The organism is Denitromonas halophila, assembly GCF_007625155.1.
GTDB lineage: Bacteria > Pseudomonadota > Gammaproteobacteria > Burkholderiales > Rhodocyclaceae > Nitrogeniibacter > Nitrogeniibacter halophilus.
Map to the genome: position 1 here is coordinate 387,990 of NZ_VMNK01000003.1, position 24,610 is coordinate 412,599.

A 24,610-nucleotide genomic window follows, 5' to 3' on the forward strand; every position below is an offset into this window, starting at 1 on the left:
GTCGGTCAGTGTTATCGACGTCGGAAGACGAGATCCCATACGCCATGGCCCAGCCGCAGGCCGCGTTGTTCGAATTTGGTCAGCGGCCGGTAGTCGGGTCGCGGTGCGTAGTCGTTGGCGGTGTTGACCAGCGAGGGCTCGGCCGACAGCACCTCGAGCATCTGAACAGCATACTCCTCCCAGTCGGTCGCGCAGTGAATGTAGCCGCCCGGCTTGAGCCGGCTGGCCAGCAGCGCGACAAACTCGGGTTGAATCAGGCGGCGCTTGTGATGCCGCTTTTTCGGCCACGGATCGGGGAAAAACACATGCACGCCGTCCAGACTGTCCGGCGCGATCATGGCCTGCAGCACTTCGACCGCGTCATGCTGGATGATGCGCAGGTTGGGAATGTTGTCGGTATCGATCAGCTTGCACAGATTGCCGACGCCGGGGCCGTGCACCTCGATGCCGACAAAGTCGGTGTCGGGCAGTGCCTGGGCGATCTTGGCGGTGGCGTCACCCATGCCGAAGCCGATCTCCACCACCTGCGCGGCCTGCCGGCCAAACACCTCGGCCAGTTCAATGCGGGCGTTGCGGTAGGCGATGCCGACCACCGGCATCTTGGCCTCGAGGAAGCGGGTCTGGGCGTCGGACATGCGGCCCTGGCGCAGCACAAAGCTGCGGATCGCACGGTGCGACATGCGGCCATCAGCCTCGGGTGCGTCCGGTGTGTCGTGGGTGTCAGTCATCTTGAGGGTCTGCTGGCCCGGCGCCTGCGCGCCGGGCAGGGAGCGGGGTCAGCCGCCGATCAGGCCGCCGGTGGGCGAGCTGGGCGTGGCTGCATAGGTTTTGCGGGGCATGCGCCCGGCCAGGAAGGCTTCGCGGCCGGCCTCGACGCCCTTCTTCATGGCGCTCGCCATCAGGATCGGGTTCTGCGCCTTGGCGATGGCGGTGTTCATGAGCACGCCGTCGCAGCCCAGCTCCATCGCAATCGCCGCATCCGAGGCCGTGCCCACACCCGCGTCAACAATCACCGGCACCTTGCTCTGCTCGATGATCAGCTTCAGGTTCCACGGGTTGAGAATGCCCATGCCCGAGCCAATCAGGCTCGCCAGCGGCATCACCGCGGCGCAGCCGATGTCCTCGAGCATCCTCGCCTGGATGGGGTCGTCCGAGCAGTACACCATCACGTCGAAACCATCCTTGACCAGCGTCTCGGCGGCCTTGAGTGTTTCGGGCATATTCGGGAACAAGGTGTCGGGATCGCCCAGCACCTCCAGCTTGCACAGCGGGTGCCCATCGAGCAGTTCACGCGCCAGGCGCAGTGTACGCACGGCGTCGTCAGCGGTGTAGCAGCCCGCCGTGTTGGGCAAAATCGTGAAGCGATCCGGCGGGAGCACATCGAGCAGGTTCGGCTCGTTGGCGTCCTGGCCGATATTCGTGCGGCGGATCGCCACGGTCACGATCTCGCACCCGCTGGCGTCCATCGCCGCGCGGGTTTCGTCGAAATCCTTGTACTTGCCGGTACCCACCAACAGGCGGGAGGCATAGGTCTTGCCAGCGATGACGAGTGCGTCGTTCATGGAGAGGCTACCGAATAAGAATCAGGGGAAAAAGGCCAGTCAATCAGCCGCCGCCGACGGCCACGACAATCTCCAGCGTGTCACCGTCGGCCAGCGCGGTATCGGCGTGCACACCACGCGGCACGATCTGACCATTGCGCTCGACTGCCAACCGCTTGCCGACCAGGCCTTTGCTCTGCAACAAGTCGGCCACCGACAGGGGCGCGTTCAGCGTTTCGGGCTGACCATTGATATGCACTGAAATCATCACAATGACGGTACTTGGCGAGGCAAAAAGAAGCCGAAATTGTAGCACGCACCCCGACCCCGGCCGGCGCAGGCAAATTGCCAAAGCGCCAGCGGCAAGGCTACAATCCGCGCTGTCGCGTTCGCGGCCATCCCAAGCGTGCGGGTGTAGTTCAATGGTAGAACGGCAGCTTCCCAAGCTGCATACGAGGGTTCGATTCCCTTCACCCGCTCCACGCACCTCCGTTACACCACGGCAGCACCTCGTCTGCCATTGAGCAGCTTCAGCCACTGGTCCGAATCCAGCCTCGCCAGCAGCTTCTTTCGGTACGCCTCGGGCAAGTGAATCAGAAAATTCAGGTTTCCGGGCTGGGCGCGCGCGCAAAAAGCGCAGAACAGCAGAAAGTCGATGTCACGGTGCGCTACCGACCGCCCAAACAGAACCGAGACAATCACCCGTTTCGCCGGTGAGTAGCGGAAGATTGACCACGGTCGAAAGACCGTTCGGGGTGCCTCGCCGAGCGAAATGTTCAAGGAATACCCCACTCTGTAGCCCTTCGCCGTGCGTTCCAGAAAAGTCACATCGGAAACCAGATGCCACGGCACCCTGACGGTGTGCGGCGTTACAAATCCTTCGGTGTTCATTACCAGCGCATCGCGGCCGATAGCCGGCAAAATCACGAGGCCCACGAACACCGCCACAGCAACACTCACCCAGCCCACACCCATCGAAAGATAGGTCCCCTGCACGTCATTCACAAGCGCCACGCCCATAAGACCGGAGAACGCCGCAGCCCCGGCGCCTTGAAAAAAAAATGAAATGTTCCCGACTCGATGCTCGAAGCTCGGGTCATCGATCCGCGTGAGCAAGGACTCGAGCTGTCGTGCATGGGTGCCCGCGAGTTCTGCGACATGCGCGCGACGACGGCGCGCACTGCGGCGATACACCGTCACGAAGCCGACAGCCGACAACACCATCACCACAAGGGATGCGGCCGAGACATCGGCGGACGGCGCGTTGAGCCCCTGGCCGAGCGCAACAAAGAAAAGAAAAAACAGTCCACCCGCGATCCAGACCCAAACGCCGCCCATAAGGCATCACCAACCGTTCATTCCAAAGGCATTATTTTAGCCGCCAATGGCTAGCGCGGGTAGATTCAGCGCGCTGTGGTCATGCCGCCGCCAGCAGAGCTTCCGTCATAAACCGTGGACGCTGGCGCATGGTGTGAACGCCGGCCGCCTCCTAGATTAAAGGTGCCACCGGCACGCGCTTGTCTGCCGGCCCGCTCATCCAAGAAAGGAGACACCGACATGCGCCATTCCCTTCGCTTTACTGCCCTGCTGGCGGTCAGCAGCGCGGCTTTTCTCGCCGCGCCGGCCGCCCAGGCCGCGCTCATCAAGATCAAGGTCGAGAACCTGGCGCCAACTGCCGGCACGCTGTTCACCCCGGTGTGGGTGGGGGTGCACGACGGCAGCTTCGACTTGTTCGATGCCAGCGCGCCCGCCAGCGCCCAACTCGAACGCGTGGCCGAGGACGGCAACCCCGGCCCGCTCAGCACGTTGTTTTCCAGCGGCATGCAGGGGGTGGTGTTTGGCCCCGGCATTGGCCCGGGCTCGCCACCGATCTTCGGCCCTGGCGGCAGCGGCGAAATCGTGCTGGATCTGGGCACCGGCTCGACCGATCTCTATCTGAGTTTTGCCGCGATGATTCTGCCCAGCAACGATGCGTTCTTCGGTAACGGCAATCCGACCGCCTACAAGGTGCGCGATGGCAGCAATGTGAACGGCCAGAGCATCATGATTCTTGGCTCGCAAATCTGGGACGCCGGCACCGAGGTCAACACCGAGGCGGCCGCCGACACGCCGGTGCTGGGGCAGATGGTGGCAGATACCGGCACGGCAGAGGGCGGCGTGGTAGCACTGCACGGCGGTTTCAACGCCGGTGGCCCGATTCTGACGGCCTTCCCCAATGCGGATTTCACCGCTGACGGCTATCAGGTCGCGCGCATCACCATCTCTGAAGTACCGGAGCCAGGCACGCTCGCGCTGCTGGCGGGTGGACTCGGCATGGCGGGCTGGATGCGCCGCAAGCGGAAAGTGATGACCGCGATGTAAGCCCTTCGTCCGTGCTCGGGTCTTCTGCGATGACAACGCAATGTCCATTGCCTGTCACCCAGGAGACCTGCCATGGATTGCCTTCAGCCCGAACGCCGCGACACCCCGATTGACGCTTTGCTCCGCCGCCTTGCGCCGCGGGTTGAGGTGTCGTTTCGCGGTCAGATGTGCAATCAATGGCATGTGGACACCTCCGGCCAGGGCCGGATGACCTTTCATATTGTGGGTCACGGCCGCACTTGGCTGCATCTGCCGGACAAAGCGCCACGCGCGCTGGGTGCCGGCGATATTCTGATCCTGCCATGGGACAGCGCGCACCTACTGGCGCACCGTTCGGACATCAGCCCACGCTTTGGTCACACCGAGATCAGCGAAATGATTTCGCTGGCCGCACCATCTGCGGGGACGGCACTGATCTGCGGCTATCTGGATGTGGACCCGGCCACCTGCCGCCTATTGCGTGGGACGCTGCCCAATGCGCTGGTGATTCAGGCCAATGAAGAGCCGTTGGCCAGCCTGACGCAACTGCTGTTTCAGGAGGCGGCCCGCGACACGCCAAACACCGATCCGCTGCTGAAACGCCTGGCCGAAACCCTGCTGCTGTTTGTGCTGCGCGAGGGCATGACGCGCCACCCCACGCCGGCCACCGGGTTATCCGCGGCGCTTACCCATCCGCGCCTGCATCCGGCGCTGGACGCCATGCTGGCCGAGCCGGAATACCCGTGGACGGTGGCGGAGCTGGCCGAAAAGGCGCATCTGTCACGTTCGGGTTTCGCCCAGCGCTTTCGCGAAGCGCTGGGTCGCGGCCCGATCGATCTACTGACCGAATGGCGCATGCTGCATGCACGGCATCTGCTGAATGAAGAACGGATTTGCGTACCGGAAGTGGCCGAGCGCTGCGGCTATCGCTCCGAAGCTGCGTTTGCCCGCGCCTTCAAACGGATCATGGGTTACGGGCCGGGCGAAGCGCGACGGCGCGAATGAGCCATCTCCGCTATCAAACCCTCAGCGGGACTGGGGGCGCGCCAGAACAGCTCATCCGCAGATCGTGACGCCATGCGCGGCGGTCACCGCGATCAGCTTTTCAGGCGCGGACTCGCCGGCCGAGGCGAGTTGGTCGAGCGCAGCAAACATGGTCACCGCCTGGCTGCGCGGCCCGGTCACCTCAAGCATCTCGCCCCCGCCCGCACCGTAGCTGAAACCATGCACGACGCCGGCCGGGATATGCACGAGCGTGCCGGCCGGGCACAGGGTGGCGGTGTCACCGAAAGCGAAGTTCACCTGCCCCCGCATCACATAAAAGGCCTCATCCCAATCGTGATGGTGAGGCGGTGGCCCGGCACCTTCTTCGCCGTTTTGCAGCGTGATTTTCAGGTCGGCATGCCCGTCCGACAAGACCGCGACCTGCGTACCAACCACACTCAGCGCGGCGCGGCGGTCTTCGGGCTTCATGATCAAGGGGGTGGGCGTCATGGCGCGGCTCTCCTGTGATGGGGCGTTCATGCCTTATCCCATCTTGGTCGACGAAACCGCTTTGTCAAAACTCACATTCGGCCGAGCGCCGGACGAATCGGCCGACGCGGCCACCACGGCAAACGCTCAGGGCGCGAGGCGGCGGTACTTCCCACCAAAATAGACCAGCGGATCGTGCGGGTTGCGGTCGTGGCGCACCACTTCGCTCAGGAAGAGCACATGATCGCCACCTTCGTGGCGCGTGGTGTTGCGACATTCGAACCAGGCACTGCAGCCGTCGAGCAGCGGCGCCCCGCCCAGGCCATCACGACAATTGAGGCCGGCAAATTTATCGATATCACGGGTGGCAAAGCGCTGAGACAGGTCTTGCTGGTCATGCGCCAGCACGTTGATGGCGTAATACTCGCAGTCGATGAAGACGTCCACGCTCGGCAGGTGGCGGGCCAGCGACCAGACGATCAGCGCGGGGTCGAGCGACACCGAATTGAAGGAATTGACGGTCAGGCCGATCGGCGTACCATCGGGGGCGCGCGCCGTCACCACCGTGATGCCGGTCGCAAACATGCCCAGTGAATCACGCAGGGCGCGGTCGTCCTGCGCGTTGTTGGATTGACTCATTCAGCTCACCAGAAGTCGGGGAATCCGGCAATTGCCGGCTGTTTTTTAGTATAAGCAGGCGATTATCGCCCGCCTGTTCGCCGCCGTCGACCTTGACGCCCCACATGACCGACCCAACCTCGACCTTTGCCCCCCGTCTGCTGGCCTGGCATCGCCAGTGTGGCCGCCATGATCTGCCCTGGCAGAACACCCGCGACGCCTACCGCATCTGGCTGTCCGAAATCATGCTGCAGCAGACGCAGGTGGAGACGGTGATTCCCTACTACGCGCGCTTTCTGGCCGCCTTCCCTGATCTGGCCGCACTGGCAGCCGCGCCGGTCGAGGCGGTGATGGCGCAGTGGAGCGGCCTGGGCTACTACGCCCGGGCGCGCAATCTGCACGCCTGCGCGCGGCAGGTCATGTCGGCCCACGGCGGGCAGTTTCCGGCCACGGCGGAGCAGATCGCCGCGCTGCCGGGCATTGGCCGCTCAACCGCCGCCGCGATTGCCGCCTTTTCGCAGGGCGAGCGGGCGGCGATTCTCGACGGCAACGTCAAACGCGTGCTGTGCCGGGCGTTCGGCGTGGAAGGTTTTCCGGGTAGTGCAGCGGTCGAGAAGCAACTTTGGACGCTGGCCGAAGCGCTGCTGCCGGACGCGCAGATCGGCGACTACATTCAGGCCCAGATGGATCTGGGCGCCACGGTGTGCACCCGCGGCACGCCAAAGTGCGCCGCCTGTCCGCTGGCCGAGGATTGCGTCGCTCGCCTCACGGATCAGATCCCGTCGCTCCCGACGCCGCGCCCACGCAAGCGCCCGCCGCGACGTCAAAGCCGGCTGGCGATCATTCAACGGGGAAGTGAGGTGCTGCTGGAACGGCGCCCGCCCAAAGGCATCTGGGGGGGCTTGCTGGTGCTGCCGGAGATCGGCGACGCCACGACCGCTGACTGGCTCTCCACGCTATTTGGCACCTCGGCGCTAGCGCTCAGTACAGGCGAGGTCTTGCGCCACACCTTCACGCATTTTGTGCTCGACATCACGCCCGAACACATCCTCCTGCCCGCCGATGCCACGCCCCGGCTGGCCGATACGCAGCAATGGCTTCCACTGTCGAAGCTGGCCGACGCGGCACTGCCGGCGCCAGTGCGTACTTTGCTATCGCGCTACGCGGGGCCCTAGCGTAGCGCTTGCGAAGTCCCCATACCGCGTCGGGTCGGCTTCAGCCGACCAAGGCGGGTTGAAACCCGCCCTACACGGATGACGACAATTGCAATGCAGACCACTAAAGCAGGTTTCGCTGGCCGAGATACTGCTGGATGATCTCCAGCCGGCTCACCACGTCGTCGAGTTCGAGCAGCTTCTGGCGCGCCAGCAGCGAGATCGGTAAGACCTCGGCGTAACGCGCGCCGACCCACTCGGCGTCTTCAAACAGATGCGGCTGCGGCACGCGCTCGCCCAGATCCTTGACGATGCGCTCAAGCAGCGGAATCAGATTGGCCTGCGCGGCCGGTAGCGGCGTAACCGGCAGTGGCGGCAGCCATTCGACCTCGCCGGTGAGCAGTTGCATGCGATCGACACTGTGGTCGGTGATCCGGAATCGGCGCTCGCCCGCAACCACGATATTCACTTCATTCACCGTATCGGCATCGGCGGCCACCACCCGGGCTTCGGTGCCCACCGCATGCGGCACGGCAGCCTCGCCGGTTTCGCCGCCGGCGGCGATCAGGCAAATGCCGAAGGTCGACTTCACCCGCAGGCACTCGGCAAGCATGTCCATGTAGCGCGGCTCAAAAATGCGCAGTGGCAGGTGCCCGCCCGGAAACAGCACGGCCTGGAGGGGGAACAGCGGAAGTGTCGTGGTTTGACTCATGAAAACGGCGCGTCATGGTTCGGCCGGCAAAGCCTGATGCCGGGCCGTAAATGGCAGCGGGCGCCCCGGTATGACCCGGGGCGCCCGCCAGCGGATGAAACATTCTAGCAAGACCGGCGCCGCCGCGCCGGGCACGCTCAGTGGCCGATGATCTGGCTGAGGAAGAGCTGGGTACGCTCGTTTTGCGGGTTGTTGAAGAACTCCTCGGGCGGGTTGCTTTCGACGATCTGGCCGCGGTCCATGAAGATGACCTTGTCGGCCACCGTCTTGGCAAAGCCCATTTCGTGCGTCACGCACATCATGGTCATGCCCGACTCGGCCAGCTCGATCATGACGTCCAGCACTTCCTTGATCATCTCGGGGTCGAGCGCGGAAGTCGGCTCGTCGAACAACATGATGCGCGGACTCATGCACAGGCTGCGGGCAATCGCCACGCGTTGCTGCTGACCCCCGGAGAGCTGGCCAGGATACTTCTTGGCCTGATCCGGGATCTTCACCCGCTCGAGGTATTGCATGCCGATGGCTTCGGCTTCCTTGCGCGGCATCTTGCGCACCCACATCGGCGCCAGCGCCAGATTCTCCAGCACCGTGAGGTGGGGGAACAAGTTGAAGTGCTGGAACACCATGCCGACTTCCTTGCGGATCTGTTCGATCTGGCGCAGGTCGGAAGTCAGTTCGGTGCCGTCGACGATGATCTGCCCCTTCTGGTGTTCTTCGAGGCGGTTGATGCAGCGGATCATGGTCGACTTGCCCGAGCCCGAGGGTCCGCACACCACGATGCGCTCGCCCTTGGCCACTTGCAGGTTGATGTCTTTCAAGACATGGAATTTGTCATACCACTTGTTGACGCCGCGAAGCTCGATCATCACTTCGTTTTCTGCGGCGGTATTCGGAACGGCAGCTGTCATGGCCATCTCCAGGTTTTATTCGATAACGGGCGCGACCTGTTGGGTCAGCGCTTGTGTCCGGTGTGCAGCTTGCGTTCCAGCGCCTGGCTGTAGCGCGACATGCTGAAGCAGAAGATCCAGAACACGAAGGCGGTAAACACATAGCCCTCGGTCGAGTAGCCCAGCCAGTTCGGGTCGTTCAAGGCGTTCTGCACCATGCCCAAGACGTCAAGCAGGCCAACGATGATGACCAGCGTGGTGTCCTTGAACAGGGCGATGAAGGTATTGACGATGCCCGGAATCACGATCTTCATCGCCTGCGGCAGGATGATCAGACCCATCTTCTTCCAGTAGCTCAGGCCCAGCGCATCGGCCGCCTCGTACTGCCCCTTGGGAATCGCCTGCAGGCCACCGCGCACCACTTCGGCGATATACGCCGACTGAAACAGGGTGATACCGATCAGCGCCCGCAGCAGCTTGTCGAAGCTCACGCCTTCGGGCAGGAACAGCGGCAGCATCACCGAGGACATGAACAGCACGGTAATGAGCGGCACGCCGCGCCAGAACTCGATGAACAGCACGCACATCGACTTCACCGCCGGCATGTTGGTGGCCTGACGGCCCAGTGCCAGCATGATGCCCAAGGGCAAGGCGGCCACGCAGCCCACCGACGCCAGCAACAGGGTCAGCGTAAGACCGCCCCATTGCGAGGTCTCGGTCTGTTCGAGACCAAACACGCCGCCAAACAACAGGATGAAGCCGAAGATCGGGAAGATGAAGATGACGAACACGCCCAGCTTCACCTTGTGCCGGAAGCCCTCCATGAACAACGGGGCCATGCACGCGATCAGCGCAATGTAGATCAGGTTGATCCGCCAGGTCTCGTTCTCCGGGAAGAAGCCGTACATGAAGGTGGAGAACCGGGCGCTGATAAACACCCAGCAGGCGCCGCCCGAGGTGCATGCGTCGCGGCTGTCGCCGATCCAGTCCGCATCGAAGAACAACCAGTTGAACAAAGGCGGCAGCAAGGTCGCCAGCAAATAGATGGCGAACAGCGTGAGCAACGAGTTGATGGTGTTCGAGAACAGGTTGCGTCGTAGCCACCCAATGACGCCCACGGAAGATGCGGGAGGCGGCAGATCGGGCAGTGGAGCAAAGTCATGACTCATGATCAACGCTCCCTCAACGCCATCTTGGCGTTGTACCAGTTCATGAAGATCGAAATGATCAGGCTGAGCACCAGATACACGCTCATCGTGATCGCGATGATCTCAACGGCCTGACCGGTCTGGTTCAGCGTGGTACCGGCAAACACCGCGACCAGGTCCGGGTAGCCGATGGCAGCCGCCAGGGACGAGTTCTTGGTGAGGTTCAGGTACTGGCTGGTCAGCGGCGGGATGATCACCCGCATCGCCTGCGGAATCACCACCAGACGCAAGATCCAGCCCGGACGCAGCCCCAGCGCACTCGCCGCCTCGGTCTGCCCGTGCGACACCGCCTGGATGCCGCTTCGCACCGTTTCAGCAATAAAGGCCGCGGTGTAGATCGACAAGGCCAGCACCAGCGCAAACAGCTCGGGGATGATCGCCACCCCACCCTGAAAGTTGAAGCCTTGCAAGGCCGGGTAGTCGAGGTGCATGGGCGCACCGGTGGAAAAAAACACCACCGCAGGCACGCCAATCAGGATCGCCAGCGACGCATACACGGTGTGGAACAACTGCCCGGTCGCTTCAAAACGCTTTCGCGCCCAGCGCACCAGGGAGATGACCGCCACGATCGACGCGATGATCGCCAGCCCGGTTGCCATGAAGCCCGACTCGAACACCGGCGCCGGGATATACAAACCGCGATTGCTGAGAAACAGCGAATCGCCGACCGACATGGCCTGGCGTGGCCCCGGCAGATTGAAGCCGATGGCGTAGTACCAGAAGAAGATCTGCAGCAGCAACGGAATGTTGCGGAAGATTTCGATGTAAGTCGCCGCCAGCTTGCTGATCAGCCAGTTCGACGACAGGCGAAGCACGCCCATGATGAAACCGATGATCGTGGCAAAGAAAACACCGAGCACCGACACCAGAATGGTGTTGAGCAGACCCACCAAAAAGGTGCGGCCATAGGTTGAGGTTTCGTTGTATTCGATCAGCGACTGAAGAATGCCGAAACCGGAGGCTCTGTCGAGAAAGCCGAAACCGGTCGAAATGCCGCGCGACTCCATGTTGGTCAGGGTGTTGCGGACGATGAAGAAGATAAACGCCGCGACGGTAATGCTGGCGATTATCTGGAAAACCAGTGCTCTGAACTTGGGATCGGACAGAAGCCGTGGCTTGGCGGGAGTCTCCCGCTCGGGGCTTGCATCAGCCATGGTATGCCTCAGACGGTTTGAGAAAGAGGGCGGCCCGGCGCGCCACGAGGAAGCGCCGGGCCGCTGGCCGCCTTAGCGAATCGGCGGCGCGTACTGAATACCGCCCTTGTTCCACAGTGCGTTCTGACCACGCGAAATCTTCAGCGCGCTGCCTTCACCCACGTTGCGCTCAAACATCTCGCCGTAGTTGCCCACTTGCTTGACGATGTTGTAGGCCCACTTGTCATCAACGCCGAGGAACTCACCCTTCACGCCCTCAATACCGAGGATGCGGCGGATGTTGGGGTCGGCGCTCTTCATCATGTCGTCGACGTTCTTCATGGTGATGCCCGCTTCTTCGGCGTTGATCTGAGCAAACAACGACCAGCGCACCAGATTGAACCACTCGTCGTCACCCTGACGCACGACCGGACCCAGCGGCTCTTTCGAGATCACTTCCGGCAGCACCATGGCGCTGTTCGGGTCCGTCAGCTTGATCCGCAGTGCGTACAGCTGCGACTGGTCGGAGGTCAGCATGTCGCAACGGCCGGCCTCGAAGGCTTTGACGGTTTCGTCCGAGCTATCGTAGGTGATGGCCTTGTATTCCATCTTGTTGGCACGGAAGTAGTCCGCCAGGTTCAGCTCCGTGGTGGTGCCGGCCTGAATACACACGGATGCGCCGGACAACTCCTTGGCACTTTTCACGCCCAGCTTCTTGGAGACCATGAAGCCCTGACCGTCGTAGTAGTTCACGCCGGCAAAGTTCAGGCCCAGACTGGTGTCACGGGTGAAGGTCCAGGTGGTGTTACGCGGCAGCATGTCGATCTCGCCAGACTGCAGCGCGGTAAAGCGCTCTTTGGCGTTGAGCGGGGTGTACTTCACCTTGCTCGCATCACCAAACATCGCGGCGGCAACGGCACGGCAAGCATCCACGTCGATGCCTTTCCAGTTGCCCTTGTCGTCGGTGGCCGAGAAGCCTGGCAAACCGGTACTGACACCACACTGCACATATCCCTTCTTCTTCACCGCATCGAAAGTCGCACCCGCTTGCACGGTGCCAGCAATCATCAGACCGGCCGTCGCGGCAGCAGTCAACACGGAAATCCGCTTGAAGTTCATCAACATCTCCTCCAGTTCTTAATCTGGTTAGCGTGGGAGCCAGGCTTTCGGATAGGCCTGGTCGGTCCACTGTCATGCCGGCTCGTAGCCGGGCATACCCCTATTTAAACAACTGTTCGGCAGCAATACAACGTGGTAGCACTGCGGGAAACCCCTATGAACACTGGCACTCAGCGCCACCACCGGACAGAATGCTGGGCTGCAGCAATGCTGAATAACTAGCCAGCAGCCCTTCGTTGCACCGCAGCAGTTATCCAGTAGCAGAATTGATGCCAATCAATGCACAAGCGGATTATTTAGAATGTCGCAGCACACAAAACCACTGAAAATTCAATCAGTTTCGCCCCAGCGCGGCATCAGCGCATGCGCGATTCCAAGCTGATCAAGGATGCGTGCAACAACAAAATCAATCACGTCCTGCACCGACGTGGGGCGCGTGTAGAAGCCTGGATTCGCCGGAAGGATGCATACGCCGAGCCGCGAGAGCTTGAGCATGTTTTCGAGATGGATGGCAGAAAACGGCGTTTCGCGCGGTACCAGCACCAGTTTTCGGCCCTCTTTGATGACCACATCGGCGGCGCGCTCGATCAGGTCCTGACTCATGCCGTTGGCAATCGAGGCCAGTCGGCCCATGGTGCAGGGGCAAACCACCATCGCATCCGGCGGATTGGAGCCCGACGCCGGCGGCGCAAACCAACTCTCGCGACCAAACACACGCAGCTGCCCCGGCGCTGCGCCAAAGCGGGCCGACAGCTCGGCCTCCACCTCCGCCGCGCGCGAGGGCAGGTGCCAGTCCATCTCCTGCTGCGCCACGATCTGGGCCACCTGGCTATACAGCAGCCAAACCGTGTGGCCCGCGCCCAGCAGGCATTCGATCAGCCGCAGCCCGTAGGCCATGCCCGAGGCGCCGGTCAACGCGACCGTAATGGTGAGGGGTTGTGTCATGACGGCGCACTCATTCCAGATAATCGCTGATCAAGGCCCAGCGCCCGTTCTCGATGCGCGCCAGCCGGCCGACGCGGTTACCGAGATGATCGGTTTTGGAGAAGCGATACTCCGGGCTGCCGAAGAAGTCGCGCGTGGTGTGCACGGTTTCCATCGCGGCAACAAAACGCGATGCGGTGAGCTCCGGCCCAGCCGCCTCAAGCCCCTGGATGAACACGTCCGCCACGTTGTAGCCCATGGCGCTCCAGATGTTGGGTGCCGCGCCAAAGCGCTGACGGTAGCGGCCAATCCAGTCGGCCAGCGCGCTGTTGGCGCCTTCGGCGTAGGGCAACGGCATCACGCTCACGCCATACAAGCCCTCAACCGCCGCACCGCCCAGCGCATGGGTTTGTGCCGAGTAGCCCGAGGCGGTGACCAGCATGTCGACGGTCCAGCCGGTCTTGCGCGCCTCGGCCACCGAGGCCACGGTCTCGCGCACCACGGTGGCCAGCACCACCAGATCGCAATCGGCCGCGCGCAGGCGGGCAATCTGGCTCGCAAAGTCGGTCGCGCCGCGCTTGTAGCCCACCGCCTCAACCAGCGTCAGGCCGCGCTGCGCCAGACCGGCCTCGACGCCTTTCTTCACCTCGTGGCCGTAGTCGTCGTCCTGAAACAGCAGCCCAACCCGTTGGTAGCCACCGCGCGTGAGCATCTCGCGCACCGCCGCGCTCATGTAGTCCTGATAGGGCGCAAAGAGCTGAAACTTGAGCGGATGCAGCGGTGAATACGTAGCCTGATGCGGCGAGAACGGGAACAGATGCGGCCGGCCGGCGTCGAGCGCCAGCGGCATCGAGGCCATCACCACCGGCGTACCAAGGTTGCCCACAAAGGCAAACACCTTGTCGCGCGAGAGCAGCTTGCGGGTCGCCAGCACCGCGCGCTTCGGGTCGTAGCCGCTATCTTCGGCATGCAATTCCAGCGTGCGTCCGTGCACCCCGCCGCGGGCATTGGCCTCTTCAAAGCGCAGCAGCATGCCATCGCGAATCGGTGCGCCCAGCATGGCAATGGGGCCTGACAGATCCTGAATCGTGCCCACCCGTATCATGCCCGCCGTCACGCCCGGCTCGGCCTGCGCCACCCCACTGGCAAACACACCCGCCACCATGGCCATCAAGAATCGTCGCAGCACGGCGCCCTCTCTTTTGTTGTTTTCTGAACGGCCATTATCACGCCAAACCGGTGGCGCCACTCAAGCCTCGGCCCGTCACACCGCCTGCTTATGATGCCGTTATACTCGCCAGCTGCCGCAGCACCGGCATGCCCAAACACCTCAATCATAGGATTCACCCGCAATGAAGAAGACCTGGCTCGCCCTGCTTGCCGTTCCCGTCGTCGCCTATCCGGCGGCCGCGTGGTATCTCGGCTCACAAGTCGAATCCACCCTCAGCGCGCAGTACAAGCAGGTCGAGACGCTGCCGTACATGAAGGTCGTCGAGCGCACGTATGAGCGCGGTGTGTTCAGCGCCACCGAGTCGGTCACGGTCGAACTGTTTGGCGCAATGATGCAGGCCGTACAGCAGGCCACCCCCGATGCCCCACCGGCCGAGCCGATGCGCATCAGCTTCCGTTCGCAGATCCAGCACGGCCCCTTTGCCGGCGGCACACTGGCCGCGGCGGTGGTCGATAGCGAGCTGGTGCTCGACGCCGCCACGCAAGCCGAAGTTGCCAAGCTGTTTGGCAACAACAAACCGCTCACCGGCCACACGGTCTTCAAGCTCGACGGCAGCGGCACCGCCACCGTGCTGAGCCCGGCGTTTGCATCTCAGTTCGCCAAGCCCGAAACCGGCGAGCCGGTAAATATCGCTTGGGAAGGCATCCGCGCCACGGTCGACTTCGCGCCCGGCATGAGCCGCTACACCATGAACGGCGAAGCGCCCAAGCTTGAGGTCAAAGACCCGGCCGGCGCGCATATGCTCATGACCGGCATGCGCTTCACCGGTGAGCAGCAGCGCATGTTCGAGGACGAGCCCCTGCTCTTTTCGGGCAAGCAGCGCATCACCATCGATGCCATGCAGATGAACATCCCCGAAGAAGACGCCGGCCAGGTCAGCTTCAAGCAGATCAGCTACGACATCGACATGCCGGTGCAGGGCGACTTCATCGACATGAGCGCCAGGATGGGTGCCGAGATTGTCGACATCTCCGGTACCAACTACGGCCCCGCCCACTACGACCTGTCGCTCAAGCACCTGCACGCGCGCACCATCGCCAAGCTCTACCGCGTGCTGCTCGAAGCCTATTCCAACCCCGCCATGATGGGCCCCGACGCCGATCCGCAACTGGCCCTGGCACCGCTGGCCGAGCCGGCCATGGCGCTGCTCGGCCACAACCCCAGCTTCTCGCTCGACCGCCTGAGCTTCACCACCCCGCACGGCAATGCCCATCTCGACCTGCGCGCCAGCGCCCCCGGCATCACGCCTGAGGCCATGGCCAATCCGGGCCTGATCATGGCCGTGCTCGACGCCGGTGCCAACATCGCCCTGCCCGAAGCCCTGCTGCTGAGCATGGCCAAGGACCGCGCCAGCGCTCAGATAGCCGCCATGAGCGAGACCGGCACCGTCTCCGACGACGACCTGCACATGGTCACCGCCCAATTCGAAGGCAAGCTGCAAGAGTTGAGCGGACAGGGTTTCATCACCCGCGACGGCGGCGTGGTCAAATCCACCATGGCTTTCAAGAACGGCCAGCTCACTGTCAACGGCAAGCCCTTCAACCCGATGGCCATGCAGTAAAACGGTCACGGCGGGCCGGGGCATCGCGCCTCGGCCCGCCGCACTCAGGCATCACGACCAGCGCCGTGGGGCGGGTTTCAACCCGCCTTGCTTGGCTCATGACCGGGTAGCTTGGGTTGAGCAAAGCGGCGCCCAACACCCACCTCACGCCTCCAACAAAACACTCATCCCGCCAGCGCCGCGCAACGCATTTCCGCCCCTAACGCACCAGCCCCGCCGGTCGCCACAACACCACCGCCACCAGCACCAGCCCGAACGCCACCAACTCCAGCCCCGCCATGTTCGCCACCCCGGCCGGCAAGGCATCGCGCAACAGCGCAATCACCTGCGGCAGCGCGACAATCACCACCGCACCCCAGACTGCGCCCATCAAGCGGCTCGCGCCGCCCACAAACACCAGCATCAGCAACTCAAAAGACACATGCAGCCCAAACTGCTCCGGGCTGAGGTAACCCAGCCAATGCGCGTATAACGCCCCGGCCAGCGCGCCCAACGCACCGCCCACGGCAAAGGCCAGCCCCTTGGCGTGCGCGGTGTCGATACCGCTCGCCTCCGCCGCGCCCTCATCGTCGCGCACCGCCCGCCATGCCCGGCCGACGCGTGAGTTCAACAGCCGCCGGCAGACGAGCAAGGCCAGCGCCAGCGCCGTCGCACTCACCGCAAACTGAGGCAGCGGATCGACCACCGCCCAGCCCGCCAACGTCAGTGCCGGCACGCTCAAGCCCGAGGCCCCGCCGGTGAGGCCGTCAAAACGCACCAGCGCCTCTTCCACAATCAGCGCCACCGCCAGCGTGCTCATGCCAAAGGCCAGCCCGCCCAAGCGCCGTCCCGGCAAACTCGCCAGCGCACCGAGCAGCGCGCCACCGGCAATCGCCACCGCCAGGCCCAACAAAGGCGGCCCGCCCAGCGCCACCCACCCCGCCTGCAAATACGCCCCCACCGCCAGAAACGCGCCATGCCCGAGCGAAATCTGACCGCTCTGCCCGAGAATGATCACCAGCCCCAGCCCGGCGATGGCCCAGGTCGCCACAAAGGCGAGCTGGCCCAGACCGTAGTCGAGCCCGAGTGCCCACACCGTGGCCACCGCGAGGGTGAGCAAGGCCAGCGCCTGCTTCATGCCGTGCGCCCCGCAAACAGCCCGCGCGGAAAGCACAGCAAAGCCACCAGCATCAACACATACGCTGTCACATGGTTGGCGCCTTCGGGCAGATAGCGCCCGGCCAGCGCCTCGGCCACGCCAATGAACACCCCACCCGCTAGCGCGCCGGGCAGGCTGTGCATGCCGCCGATCACCGCCGCCGGAAAGGCCTTGAGCGCCACCACCCCCATCCCCGGATGCACAAAGGTGACCGGTGCCATCAAAATGCCGGCCAGCGCCGCCAGCGCCGCGCCGAGCGCCCAGGCCAGGGTGTGCATGCCAGACGCCGACACACCCATCATCGCCGCAACACGCGGGTTCTCGGAGCACGCCCGCAAGGCCAGGCCGGCCCGCGAAAATCGAAAGAAAGCCGCCAGCGCGGCGCACGTCAACACGGTGGCGGCGATCACCCCCAGGTGCGCGAAACTGACGGTCAGCGACCCGAGCTGCACCTGCCCCAGCAAGCCAGGCAAGGCCAACTGGTGCACACCATGCGTCGCGGCCGGCACGGTCGTGACGCCACCGCGCAGCATCAGTCCAAGGCCAAAGGTCAGTAGCACCGCCGTCAGGTGCGGCTGGCCCATCGCCCGCCGCAGCGCCAGCCGCTCCACCAACGCACCCGCCAGCGCCATGCCCACCACCGCCACACCCACCGCCAGCCACACCGGCCAACCCGCCGCGGCCGCCAGCGCCACGGCAGCAAACGCGCCCACCATCAGCAGTTCGCCCTGCATGAAGCTCACCGCCTCGGTGGCCTTGTAGACCAGTACAAACGACAAGGCCACCAGACCGTAGATACAGCCGGTGGCAATGCCGCTGAGGAGAATCTGCAGAATCATGGCGCAGAGAATACCTGCTCCATGCACGGATGCCGATAAGGCAGGCACCACGCCAGCGCTGGCTCAGGGGATCTTCACAACACGCATCGAGCGCACCTTGTTGCGGATCTCTTTGGGCAGACGACCGCTCTTCGTCTGGTAGAACAGGCCACCTTTCCAGTTCGGCTCGGGGTAGAGCTCCAGGCGATAGCCCTCACGCAATTTCACGAAGTCCACCTTTTTGCCAGCGCGGCCCCAGCCAGTGTGGCGGATGTCGCTGTACTCGCCGTAACGCAGGCACAGATCGTCCTTCTTGGCCCGCATGTCATGCCGGCTGGTGTAGATACACACCGGATAGCCCTTTACCTTGTCATTGAGTTCGTATGCCCACACGCCGCGCAGCTTGCCGCGACGGATATCGACCGGGCCGTCCTGGGTGAGTCGGGTCTTGGTCAGCTTGCCGCTGGCGTTTTCGTACCAGACGGTCGCCCCCCAGCCCGAGCTCAGCCCGATGTACTGCACCGGCAGTTCAAAGTGCGGAACATCTTTCTTCAGATCCTTGTCACGAAACTTCTTCTCATCGCCGCCCACGCCGTTGATGCCGTGGCCACCCCAACGCACGCAGGAGCGCTCGCTTTCGAGCTTCTGCTCGCCAGCTTTTTCGTACAGATAAAGACACACCGGATAGCCCTTGGCAGCATGCGCAGCACTGGCGCCAAGCAGGCTGCCAGCCGCAATCACGGCGAGTGCGGCCGAATGGATCTGTCGAGCAAGAGGTGTCGATTGCTTTGGCATGATGCGCTCCTTGAGTCGTTCGAATGAGAGCCATGGCCGGTGCGCTTCGGGCGGGTGGCCCTTGCGTCGGCTGGTGATTCATTCTCGAGCGCGACGGGTGCAGCGTTAATGGGGTCGACACCCCATATTGGCGGGCGCCCCCAATAGAAAACGGCCGGACTACCCGCCCGGCCGCAGTGTGATGACACCAGAGCGAGCCTACAGCACCGGTACCGTCACGCCGACCTGGTCCCACACCTTGGTGCCCACTTCGTTGTACTCGCCGTACTCCGCCCCCAGCCCGACGCCGGCGCTGAAAGTGAAGCCGGCCAAGCGCTCCTGGGCACGGGTGCCGGGGTCGAAGTAGGTGTACCAGGCGCCGCCCCCGACACTGACCACGCCGCTGATCGAACCAACCACGCCTTGCGTATGGCCGGTTTCATAGGGCAGTTTCCAGAAACCGATGACCACACTGCCATCGACACCCACCGCGGCGCCCTTGCTCAGCCCTCCCGAGGCATAAGGCCGCAGGCGACCGGTACCGGTATTGACCACCAGCCCCAGCTCGCCATTGATGCCGCCGAGCACAGCCACATCGCCCCCGGCGCCGACCGTGACCTCGCGATATCCGAGGCTGCGAGCGAGTTTGACGACGCGGATGAAGTTTTGCTGACCGATCAGTATCTCGGTTGCCGCCTTCCAGTCACGCCGGATCAGCGCGTTTCGATACGCCTTGCGCGTTTGTTTGCTCGAGAACATGCCGTCAAGAAACTCCTTGGCAGCGTTTTTGAGCTGGTTTGAGCGCGGCAGGTTCTGACGCGCCGCGGCCCTGATATCGAAGGCCGGCGCGCACGCTTTGCCGCTCTTCGTGCCGAACAGGCTGCTGAGCATGGTCTTGAGCTTGGGCGGCTGTTTGGCCGGGCGCAGGTTACCGTCGCAGCCAAAGTTGCCTCGGAGCGGCTTGCAGCGGTTGGACGACACCGCGCCGACGCCGTCACGCTCATAGCCGGCGGGGCAAGACATGCAGGTGCCTAAGACATTGAACTGGCCACTTGCACAACCCGAGGCCTGCTTCTGATAGACCGCGCGCTTGTACGGGCCACCAATGAGCTTGCCACGCTGACGGCAGGCCTTGGGATGGTCGAGCTTGTGCGCGGTGCGCTTGTAGCCATCGGGGCACACCCAGCAGCTACCGCCGCGCACGGACGAGAAATACGACTGCCGCCCCGGGCAGCCCAGCTTCTTGGCCTTGCCCTTGGCGACAGGCTGAATCTTGCTGCAAGGCGTCTCGCCAAAACCACCGCAACCCGGCGTGACGTCATTGCGCACCGGCGGGGGCGGCGCGGGGGTCGGGTCGGGCATCGGAATCGGCGGCACAATACCGACCGGTGGCACCGGCGGCCCGGCCATGCGCATCTCGGCCTCATAAGCCGTGCGGTTGTCGATATCGACCGGGATGAGCTGATAGCGGACCGGACCGAGGGCCCCCTGAACCGCCACGTCCATCTGCCCGGAGGTATTCAGGCTGGCGCTAAAAGCGCCCTGCAGCGGCAGATCGTCACCGGCGAACTGCGCCGGCGCGGTGCGACGCACGTTCTGCCACACCACCATGCCGGGCTGGATCTGCATCACCCCCAGGTGCAGCCAGGGGTCGACTGCGTAAGCGCGCCCGGCCTCGATGCGAATGCGTTTGCCGAGGGTGCTGATCCGCCATTCGCCATCGACCGAGGTAACCGTGTTGCGTTCAACGGCCTCCTTCATTGGCAGCGCGGCCGGCATCTGCGCACAGGCACCGAGCAAGCCCAACAGGGGCAACAGCAGCAGAAGGCGGATCTTGAGGTAGCTTGAGGCGGCGAGTTGGCGCATTGTTATTGGCTCCCTTAGTCGTCAGCGTCGTCGTCGAAGTCGTTCTCGTCGGTGTCGACCGGGGCCTCGTCCTCTCCTGGCAGCGGCGTTTCGCCACCGCCGAGCCCGCCGGCGTGGTCAAGACTAACAGGCTGAAGCTGGTAGCGGACAGCCCCGAGCACGCTGGCGACCGTCACATTGAGCGCGCCCGAGGCATCGCGCAGCGCCTCGAATCGGCCCAGCAGGGGCAGGTCGTCGCCCACATAGCGACCATCGCCAACGCGCTGGATGTTCTGGATCACCACCATGCCCGGCTGCACTTGCAGCACAAACATGTGTAGCCACGGATCGACCGCGTAAGCGCGCCCACCTTCGATGCGGATGCGCTTGCCAATGGCGTCGATCATCCATTCGCCATCGATGTCCATCGCCGCCCCGGCCGGCACGCTCGCCGAGGTGGGCAGGAAGGCGGGAATCTGCGGCAACTGGGGCGCCTGGGCCTGAACCGCGGTGCTACCCAGGCTGACAGCGATCAGGCCGGTGGCAATCAAGGCGCGCAAGGGGCGGTCAAAGCGGCGCGGGGTCGGGAGCGTGGTCGTTGTTTTCATGATCGTCTCGCGGTGGTCTATGGAGTGTTGTCGGGCGTCATGTGCCCTGACGACACCTCTATTCTTGGTCAGCCGCCGAGTCACTTGAATGGGGTCAACACCCCATCCTGCGCCATCAACGCGCTGCGGCCTTCGGCCCGCGCAGCGCATCAAATGCGGTGAACACCCCATGCGCCGCAGACGCACGGCTTGCTATGGTTGAGCCATCAAACCGTCGGGAGCCCCTCATGAAAACCGCCGCACACATCACCCGCCAACTCACGCTGTCCCTTTGCCTGTGCGGCTCGGCGGCGATGACGCTCGCCGCGCCACCCGCCACGACGACCGTCGAGCATCCATGTGCGGCGACGCTCGATTACGCACAGATACTGCGCAGCGCCGATGGCGAATCGCTGTCTTTCCGCAGCACCTCGCGCTGCGCCGGCGGGCTGTACGTGCAGGATCTGCGGCGCCACGCCCCCGCCTCGGCACCGCTGATACCACTCGTCAAAGGCTGGTGGCTGACCGACTTCGTGGCGGCCCGCTGGGTAGACAAAGCGGCCAGGGTAGCGCAGGTACGGGCACGCTATATCACCGGCGCCGGGCCAAACGGCGCGCGGCCCTTCAATGTGGAAGTGACGCTGCGCTGGCGCGACGGCACGTGGCACGCCGATGAAGCGCAGATCCGCGAGGCCGACTTCGATCTGCCAACACATCTGGGCGACACGCTGATTCAAGCCGCCACGGCCGAACAGTTCGAGAACCTGACGCTCGCCACTCCCGATCGGCCCTCGGCATCCTCGGTCGACTTCAGTCGCCAGCGGGTGATTGCCATGGAGGTCGCACGAACCCATGGCGCGATGCGCATCACGGCGCCGCGCGCAGTGCTCAAGGACGGCGCGTATCACCTGGGCTACGACATCGGAGACAACGGCTTTCACATCGGCACGACCAATGTCAGCATTGGCTGGCTGTGGTACACCCTGCCGCGCGACGGCCGCCCGGTGCAACGCATGGCGCGATGCGCGCCTGGCCGTCAGGACAACGCCGAAAACGCCCCGAAAGACTGCATATAGATGGCCGACCGCACCGATAGCAAAACGGCCGATCTCCGGCCGTTCTTTTTGCCCCGGATCGCGCCAGCGGCTCGCTAGGCGGGCGGCGCGACACGGGTGATGATGATCGTCGCGCAGGTGCCACGCCCGGCCGCCGATGCCAGCGTGAAGCGCATGTCGCCGGCATCGCACAGTGCCTGCACAATGCCCAGCCCCAGCCCATGGCCGTCGCTGTCGGTGTCGCCGCGCACGCCGGGTTCGCCCACTCGCGCCAGCATGTCGGCGTCCATCCCGCGACCGTTGTCCCGCACTTGAAAGCACACCTGCCCGGTCCGTTGCCGGAAGGTGACCAGAATGCGCGTGGGCGCGGCATGGGCCAGCGCGTTGCCAATCAGGTTGGTCATGACGCGCATGGTCGACAAGGGGTCGACACACACCCACGCCTCGGTCGCGCGCACCCGCAGGTCAACACCGCGCCGTGCCGCATCATCGGCAAACATCTGGCGCAGCATGGCGGCAAAAATGAGGGTCGACACCGTCTCCCGCGCTGGCGCCGGGCTGTCATCCACAGCGCCACCGCGTGGGCCGGCGGCCAGCTCCTCGTCCAGATAGGCGCGGGCCAGGCTGTCGATGTAATCGACTGCGCGATCGAGCTTGTCGGCCTCCGTCCCCTGCGCCTCTCGCTGGAGGTCGTCAATGGCGATGCGCAGTGCGGTGATCGGCTGCTTGAGGTCGTGTGACACCGACGCCAGCTGCGTGCGGTGCCGTTCGGCCAATGCGCGCGCCCGCTCGTAGTCCCGCTCGGCGCGCACCAGGGCAAGCTGCAGATCGGCCTCGGCCTTGGCCGCCTCCAGCACCCGACGTTCGGCATCCACCTTTTCGCGCGCGGCGGCAAAGGCCTGCCAGATGACGATGGTCAGCGCGAACACCGCCACCAGCACCATCAACCCTCGGTTGATCTGATTCAGCGTCGCCCGATCGAAGTCGAACGCCAGCCAGTGACCAAGATAAACAGCGACGGCAACACCGCCGAGCACCACCGGAAAGGCACGGATGATGCGGCGCAGCCCCGGGTCGGGCGTTTGCCAGGTCAGTGGCGGCAATGTTTGCGCCAGCAGCATGCCAAAGAACAAGGCATTGGCCGGCACCCACATGGCGGTCAGCGGAATCCGCTTCAACCACAGCGCGCTGCTCACGCACAACAGGCCAGAGACCACCGCCAATATCAGGCTGGGCCGGCGAAAACGCACCAACGCGTGCGGTATTTCGAGCCGCGCGGCCACCAGCCAGTAGCCGTAGGCCGTCACTGCGGTGGTGATGATGAAGGGCAGCGCCCAAAGCACGAAATCGGTCTCGCCCAGCACTTGCGCCAACATGCCGTCCTGCGCGGCGGCATTGAGCGCGAGCAGCACCGTTAACAACACATAAGGCAGCCACTTCGGCTGCCGATACGCTGCGATGATCGCCGCCGAAAAGGCCGCCGCGCTCAGCGTAAAAGTGTAGAAGGCGATGTCGCCAGCGCCCGCCGTGGCACCGGGCGTCAACGCCAGTGCTGGCAGCGGCAGCAGCCCCGCCAGGGGCAGCAAGCAGCGAAGCGCCGCACCGAGGCGGCACAACAGGGAAGGAGTCATCATGATCGGATACCCAGGCATCGGCCGCTCAGGCCGGAAGCCCTCATTGTTCGACGCCGCCCGACTCGGCAACATGGGGTCGGCACCCCATTCGACGCAGCGCCGGCCGCGGGGTTCGCTCATGTCGGGTCGATCAATCCGTCCTTGAGCGCGCGCATCATCAACTGCGCGGCGGAATGGACGTCCAGTTTGGTCATCAGGCTGCTGCGGTGCTTGTCCACCGTCTTGGGGCTGATGTTCAGCATCTGCGCCATCTCCTTGTTGGTCTTGCCCGCCACCACCATGTTGAGAATCTGCCGCTCCCGGTCGGTCAGCGTCGCCGCCTGCCGGCCGGCCGCGATCATGGCCTCGAACTCCGGCGCGATGAATCGCCCGCCCCGCAGGATCAAGGGCAGCTTGTCGATCATCGCCGTCGTCGCCCCGCCCTTGCTGAACAAGCCATCGACCCCCGCCTCCACCGTGCTCGCCACCAGGCCCGGCGAGGTAATGCCGGTGAACACAACGATGCGCGTGGCCGGACTCCAGCGACGGATGTCGTGGATGATCTCCGCCCCACTGGCCAGCGGCATGGAGATATCGAGAAACAGCAGATCGGGCCGGTGCGCCTTCACCTGCGCAATCGCCGCCAACCCGTCCGGCGCGATCGCGCAAATCTCGAAACGCATCAGCAGCTGCGCCCCGGCCTGCACCAGCAAGCTGCGCACGGCGTCCTGAATGATCGCGTGGTCATCGGCCACGACCACACGGACGGCGGAAGAATCGGTGGGTATCTGCACGCGCTTCATGGCCGGCACGAACGCGCGACCCTATCGGTTGCCATGCGCCCGAGTATCGCAGGTTTTTGCTGCGGGATTGGGGTTG

Annotated in this window: 25 protein-coding genes and 1 tRNA gene; 6 read left to right on the top strand and 20 right to left on the bottom strand. The window is 64.1% G+C overall.

What is annotated here, in order from left to right:
* Positions 1 to 11: 11 nt before the first annotated feature.
* From trmB to thiS, 3 genes are read right to left on the bottom strand one after another with little or no spacing between them, the layout of a single operon-like run.
* Complete coding sequence (gene trmB, locus FHP91_RS03930) at positions 12 to 728, bottom strand: tRNA (guanosine(46)-N7)-methyltransferase TrmB (protein ID WP_144308344.1); 717 nt, start codon at positions 726 to 728, stop codon at positions 12 to 14.
* A gap of 48 nt (positions 729 to 776) precedes the next feature.
* Entirely contained in the window at positions 777 to 1,562 is a 786-nt protein-coding gene (locus FHP91_RS03935) for a thiazole synthase (protein WP_144174426.1), read from the bottom strand.
* Between the two features lie 43 nt (positions 1,563 to 1,605).
* The gene (gene thiS, locus FHP91_RS03940; RefSeq protein ID WP_144308345.1) at positions 1,606 to 1,809 is read right to left on the bottom strand and encodes a sulfur carrier protein ThiS; all 204 of its coding nucleotides are present in this window, start codon (positions 1,807 to 1,809) and stop codon (positions 1,606 to 1,608) included.
* Between the two features lie 140 nt (positions 1,810 to 1,949).
* Between thiS and FHP91_RS03945 the strand changes: the two genes are divergently transcribed.
* Positions 1,950 to 2,023: transfer RNA gene (locus FHP91_RS03945), tRNA-Gly, on the top strand.
* A gap of 10 nt (positions 2,024 to 2,033) precedes the next feature.
* Here the strand turns inward: FHP91_RS03945 and FHP91_RS03950 are convergent.
* Complete coding sequence (locus tag FHP91_RS03950) at positions 2,034 to 2,879, bottom strand: hypothetical protein (protein ID WP_144308346.1); 846 nt, start codon at positions 2,877 to 2,879, stop codon at positions 2,034 to 2,036.
* A gap of 219 nt (positions 2,880 to 3,098) precedes the next feature.
* Between FHP91_RS03950 and FHP91_RS03955 the strand changes: the two genes are divergently transcribed.
* Positions 3,099 to 3,902 carry a spondin domain-containing protein gene (locus FHP91_RS03955; protein WP_144308347.1) on the top strand — a complete coding sequence of 268 codons (804 nt, stop codon included), beginning with the start codon at positions 3,099 to 3,101 and terminating at the stop codon, positions 3,900 to 3,902.
* A gap of 72 nt (positions 3,903 to 3,974) precedes the next feature.
* Complete coding sequence (locus tag FHP91_RS03960; protein WP_144308348.1) at positions 3,975 to 4,886, top strand: cupin domain-containing protein; 912 nt, start codon at positions 3,975 to 3,977, stop codon at positions 4,884 to 4,886.
* 51 nt (positions 4,887 to 4,937) lie between these two features.
* Here FHP91_RS03960 and FHP91_RS03965 read toward each other — a convergent pair whose 3' ends face one another.
* The gene (locus FHP91_RS03965) at positions 4,938 to 5,375 is read right to left on the bottom strand and encodes a cupin domain-containing protein (protein WP_222105099.1); all 438 of its coding nucleotides are present in this window, start codon (positions 5,373 to 5,375) and stop codon (positions 4,938 to 4,940) included.
* Between the two features lie 126 nt (positions 5,376 to 5,501).
* Positions 5,502 to 5,993 carry a flavin reductase family protein gene (locus tag FHP91_RS03970; protein ID WP_144174436.1) on the bottom strand — a complete coding sequence of 164 codons (492 nt, stop codon included), beginning with the start codon at positions 5,991 to 5,993 and terminating at the stop codon, positions 5,502 to 5,504.
* Between the two features lie 104 nt (positions 5,994 to 6,097).
* Here FHP91_RS03970 and mutY point away from each other — a divergent pair, with 104 nt between their 5' ends.
* A complete protein-coding gene (mutY, locus tag FHP91_RS03975) occupies positions 6,098 to 7,147 on the top strand; it encodes an A/G-specific adenine glycosylase (RefSeq protein WP_144308349.1) in 1,050 nt (349 codons plus the stop codon).
* 103 nt (positions 7,148 to 7,250) lie between these two features.
* Here the strand turns inward: mutY and FHP91_RS03980 are convergent, their stop codons facing one another.
* The 7 genes from FHP91_RS03980 to FHP91_RS04010 all read right to left on the bottom strand — a co-directional run bounded on the left by FHP91_RS03980 (position 7,251) and on the right by FHP91_RS04010 (position 14,280).
* A complete protein-coding gene (locus FHP91_RS03980; RefSeq protein ID WP_144308350.1) occupies positions 7,251 to 7,838 on the bottom strand; it encodes an LON peptidase substrate-binding domain-containing protein in 588 nt (195 codons plus the stop codon).
* Between the two features lie 137 nt (positions 7,839 to 7,975).
* Positions 7,976 to 8,704 (bottom strand): amino acid ABC transporter ATP-binding protein, encoded by a 729-nt coding sequence (locus FHP91_RS03985; RefSeq protein ID WP_186301450.1) that lies wholly within the window; start codon positions 8,702 to 8,704, stop codon positions 7,976 to 7,978.
* 86 nt (positions 8,705 to 8,790) lie between these two features.
* Entirely contained in the window at positions 8,791 to 9,894 is a 1,104-nt protein-coding gene (locus tag FHP91_RS03990; protein ID WP_144308352.1) for an amino acid ABC transporter permease, read from the bottom strand.
* Between the two features lie 2 nt (positions 9,895 to 9,896).
* On the bottom strand, positions 9,897 to 11,087 hold the full coding sequence (locus FHP91_RS03995) for an amino acid ABC transporter permease (protein WP_144308353.1): 1,191 nt from the start codon (positions 11,085 to 11,087) through the stop codon (positions 9,897 to 9,899).
* Between the two features lie 72 nt (positions 11,088 to 11,159).
* A complete protein-coding gene (locus FHP91_RS04000) occupies positions 11,160 to 12,185 on the bottom strand; it encodes an amino acid ABC transporter substrate-binding protein (protein ID WP_222105100.1) in 1,026 nt (341 codons plus the stop codon).
* Positions 12,186 to 12,515: 330 nt separating this feature from the next.
* Entirely contained in the window at positions 12,516 to 13,130 is a 615-nt protein-coding gene (locus FHP91_RS04005) for a flavin prenyltransferase UbiX (RefSeq protein ID WP_144308355.1), read from the bottom strand.
* 10 nt (positions 13,131 to 13,140) lie between these two features.
* Entirely contained in the window at positions 13,141 to 14,280 is a 1,140-nt protein-coding gene (locus FHP91_RS04010) for an ABC transporter substrate-binding protein (RefSeq protein ID WP_144308634.1), read from the bottom strand.
* A 181-nt stretch (positions 14,281 to 14,461) separates the two neighbouring features.
* On the opposite strand from FHP91_RS04010, the gene FHP91_RS04015 reads away from it, so the two are divergent.
* Entirely contained in the window at positions 14,462 to 15,901 is a 1,440-nt protein-coding gene (locus FHP91_RS04015; protein WP_144308356.1) for a YdgA family protein, read from the top strand.
* A 199-nt stretch (positions 15,902 to 16,100) separates the two neighbouring features.
* Here the strand turns inward: FHP91_RS04015 and FHP91_RS04020 are convergent, their stop codons facing one another.
* From FHP91_RS04020 to FHP91_RS04040, 5 genes are all read right to left on the bottom strand, one after another.
* Complete coding sequence (locus FHP91_RS04020) at positions 16,101 to 17,018, bottom strand: branched-chain amino acid ABC transporter permease (RefSeq protein WP_144308357.1); 918 nt, start codon at positions 17,016 to 17,018, stop codon at positions 16,101 to 16,103.
* A complete protein-coding gene (locus tag FHP91_RS04025) occupies positions 17,015 to 17,878 on the bottom strand; it encodes a branched-chain amino acid ABC transporter permease (RefSeq protein WP_144308358.1) in 864 nt (287 codons plus the stop codon). The genes FHP91_RS04020 and FHP91_RS04025 overlap by 4 nt, the downstream gene beginning before the upstream one ends.
* Positions 17,879 to 17,941: 63 nt before the next feature.
* Complete coding sequence (locus FHP91_RS04030; RefSeq protein ID WP_144308359.1) at positions 17,942 to 18,652, bottom strand: hypothetical protein; 711 nt, start codon at positions 18,650 to 18,652, stop codon at positions 17,942 to 17,944.
* A 198-nt stretch (positions 18,653 to 18,850) separates the two neighbouring features.
* On the bottom strand, positions 18,851 to 20,497 hold the full coding sequence (locus tag FHP91_RS04035) for a hypothetical protein (protein WP_144308360.1): 1,647 nt from the start codon (positions 20,495 to 20,497) through the stop codon (positions 18,851 to 18,853).
* 14 nt (positions 20,498 to 20,511) lie between these two features.
* Positions 20,512 to 21,084, bottom strand: a complete 573-nt coding sequence (locus tag FHP91_RS04040) for a hypothetical protein (RefSeq protein WP_144308361.1) — start codon at positions 21,082 to 21,084, stop codon at positions 20,512 to 20,514.
* Positions 21,085 to 21,311: 227 nt separating this feature from the next.
* Between FHP91_RS04040 and FHP91_RS04045 the strand changes: the two genes are divergently transcribed.
* The gene (locus FHP91_RS04045; protein ID WP_144308362.1) at positions 21,312 to 22,139 is read left to right on the top strand and encodes a hypothetical protein; all 828 of its coding nucleotides are present in this window, start codon (positions 21,312 to 21,314) and stop codon (positions 22,137 to 22,139) included.
* Positions 22,140 to 22,213: 74 nt separating this feature from the next.
* Here the strand turns inward: FHP91_RS04045 and FHP91_RS04050 are convergent, their stop codons facing one another.
* Both FHP91_RS04050 and FHP91_RS04055 read right to left on the bottom strand, forming a co-directional pair.
* On the bottom strand, positions 22,214 to 23,752 hold the full coding sequence (locus FHP91_RS04050; protein ID WP_186301434.1) for a sensor histidine kinase: 1,539 nt from the start codon (positions 23,750 to 23,752) through the stop codon (positions 22,214 to 22,216).
* Positions 23,753 to 23,868: 116 nt separating this feature from the next.
* Complete coding sequence (locus FHP91_RS04055; RefSeq protein WP_144308364.1) at positions 23,869 to 24,534, bottom strand: LuxR C-terminal-related transcriptional regulator; 666 nt, start codon at positions 24,532 to 24,534, stop codon at positions 23,869 to 23,871.
* Positions 24,535 to 24,610: the final 76 nt, after the last annotated feature.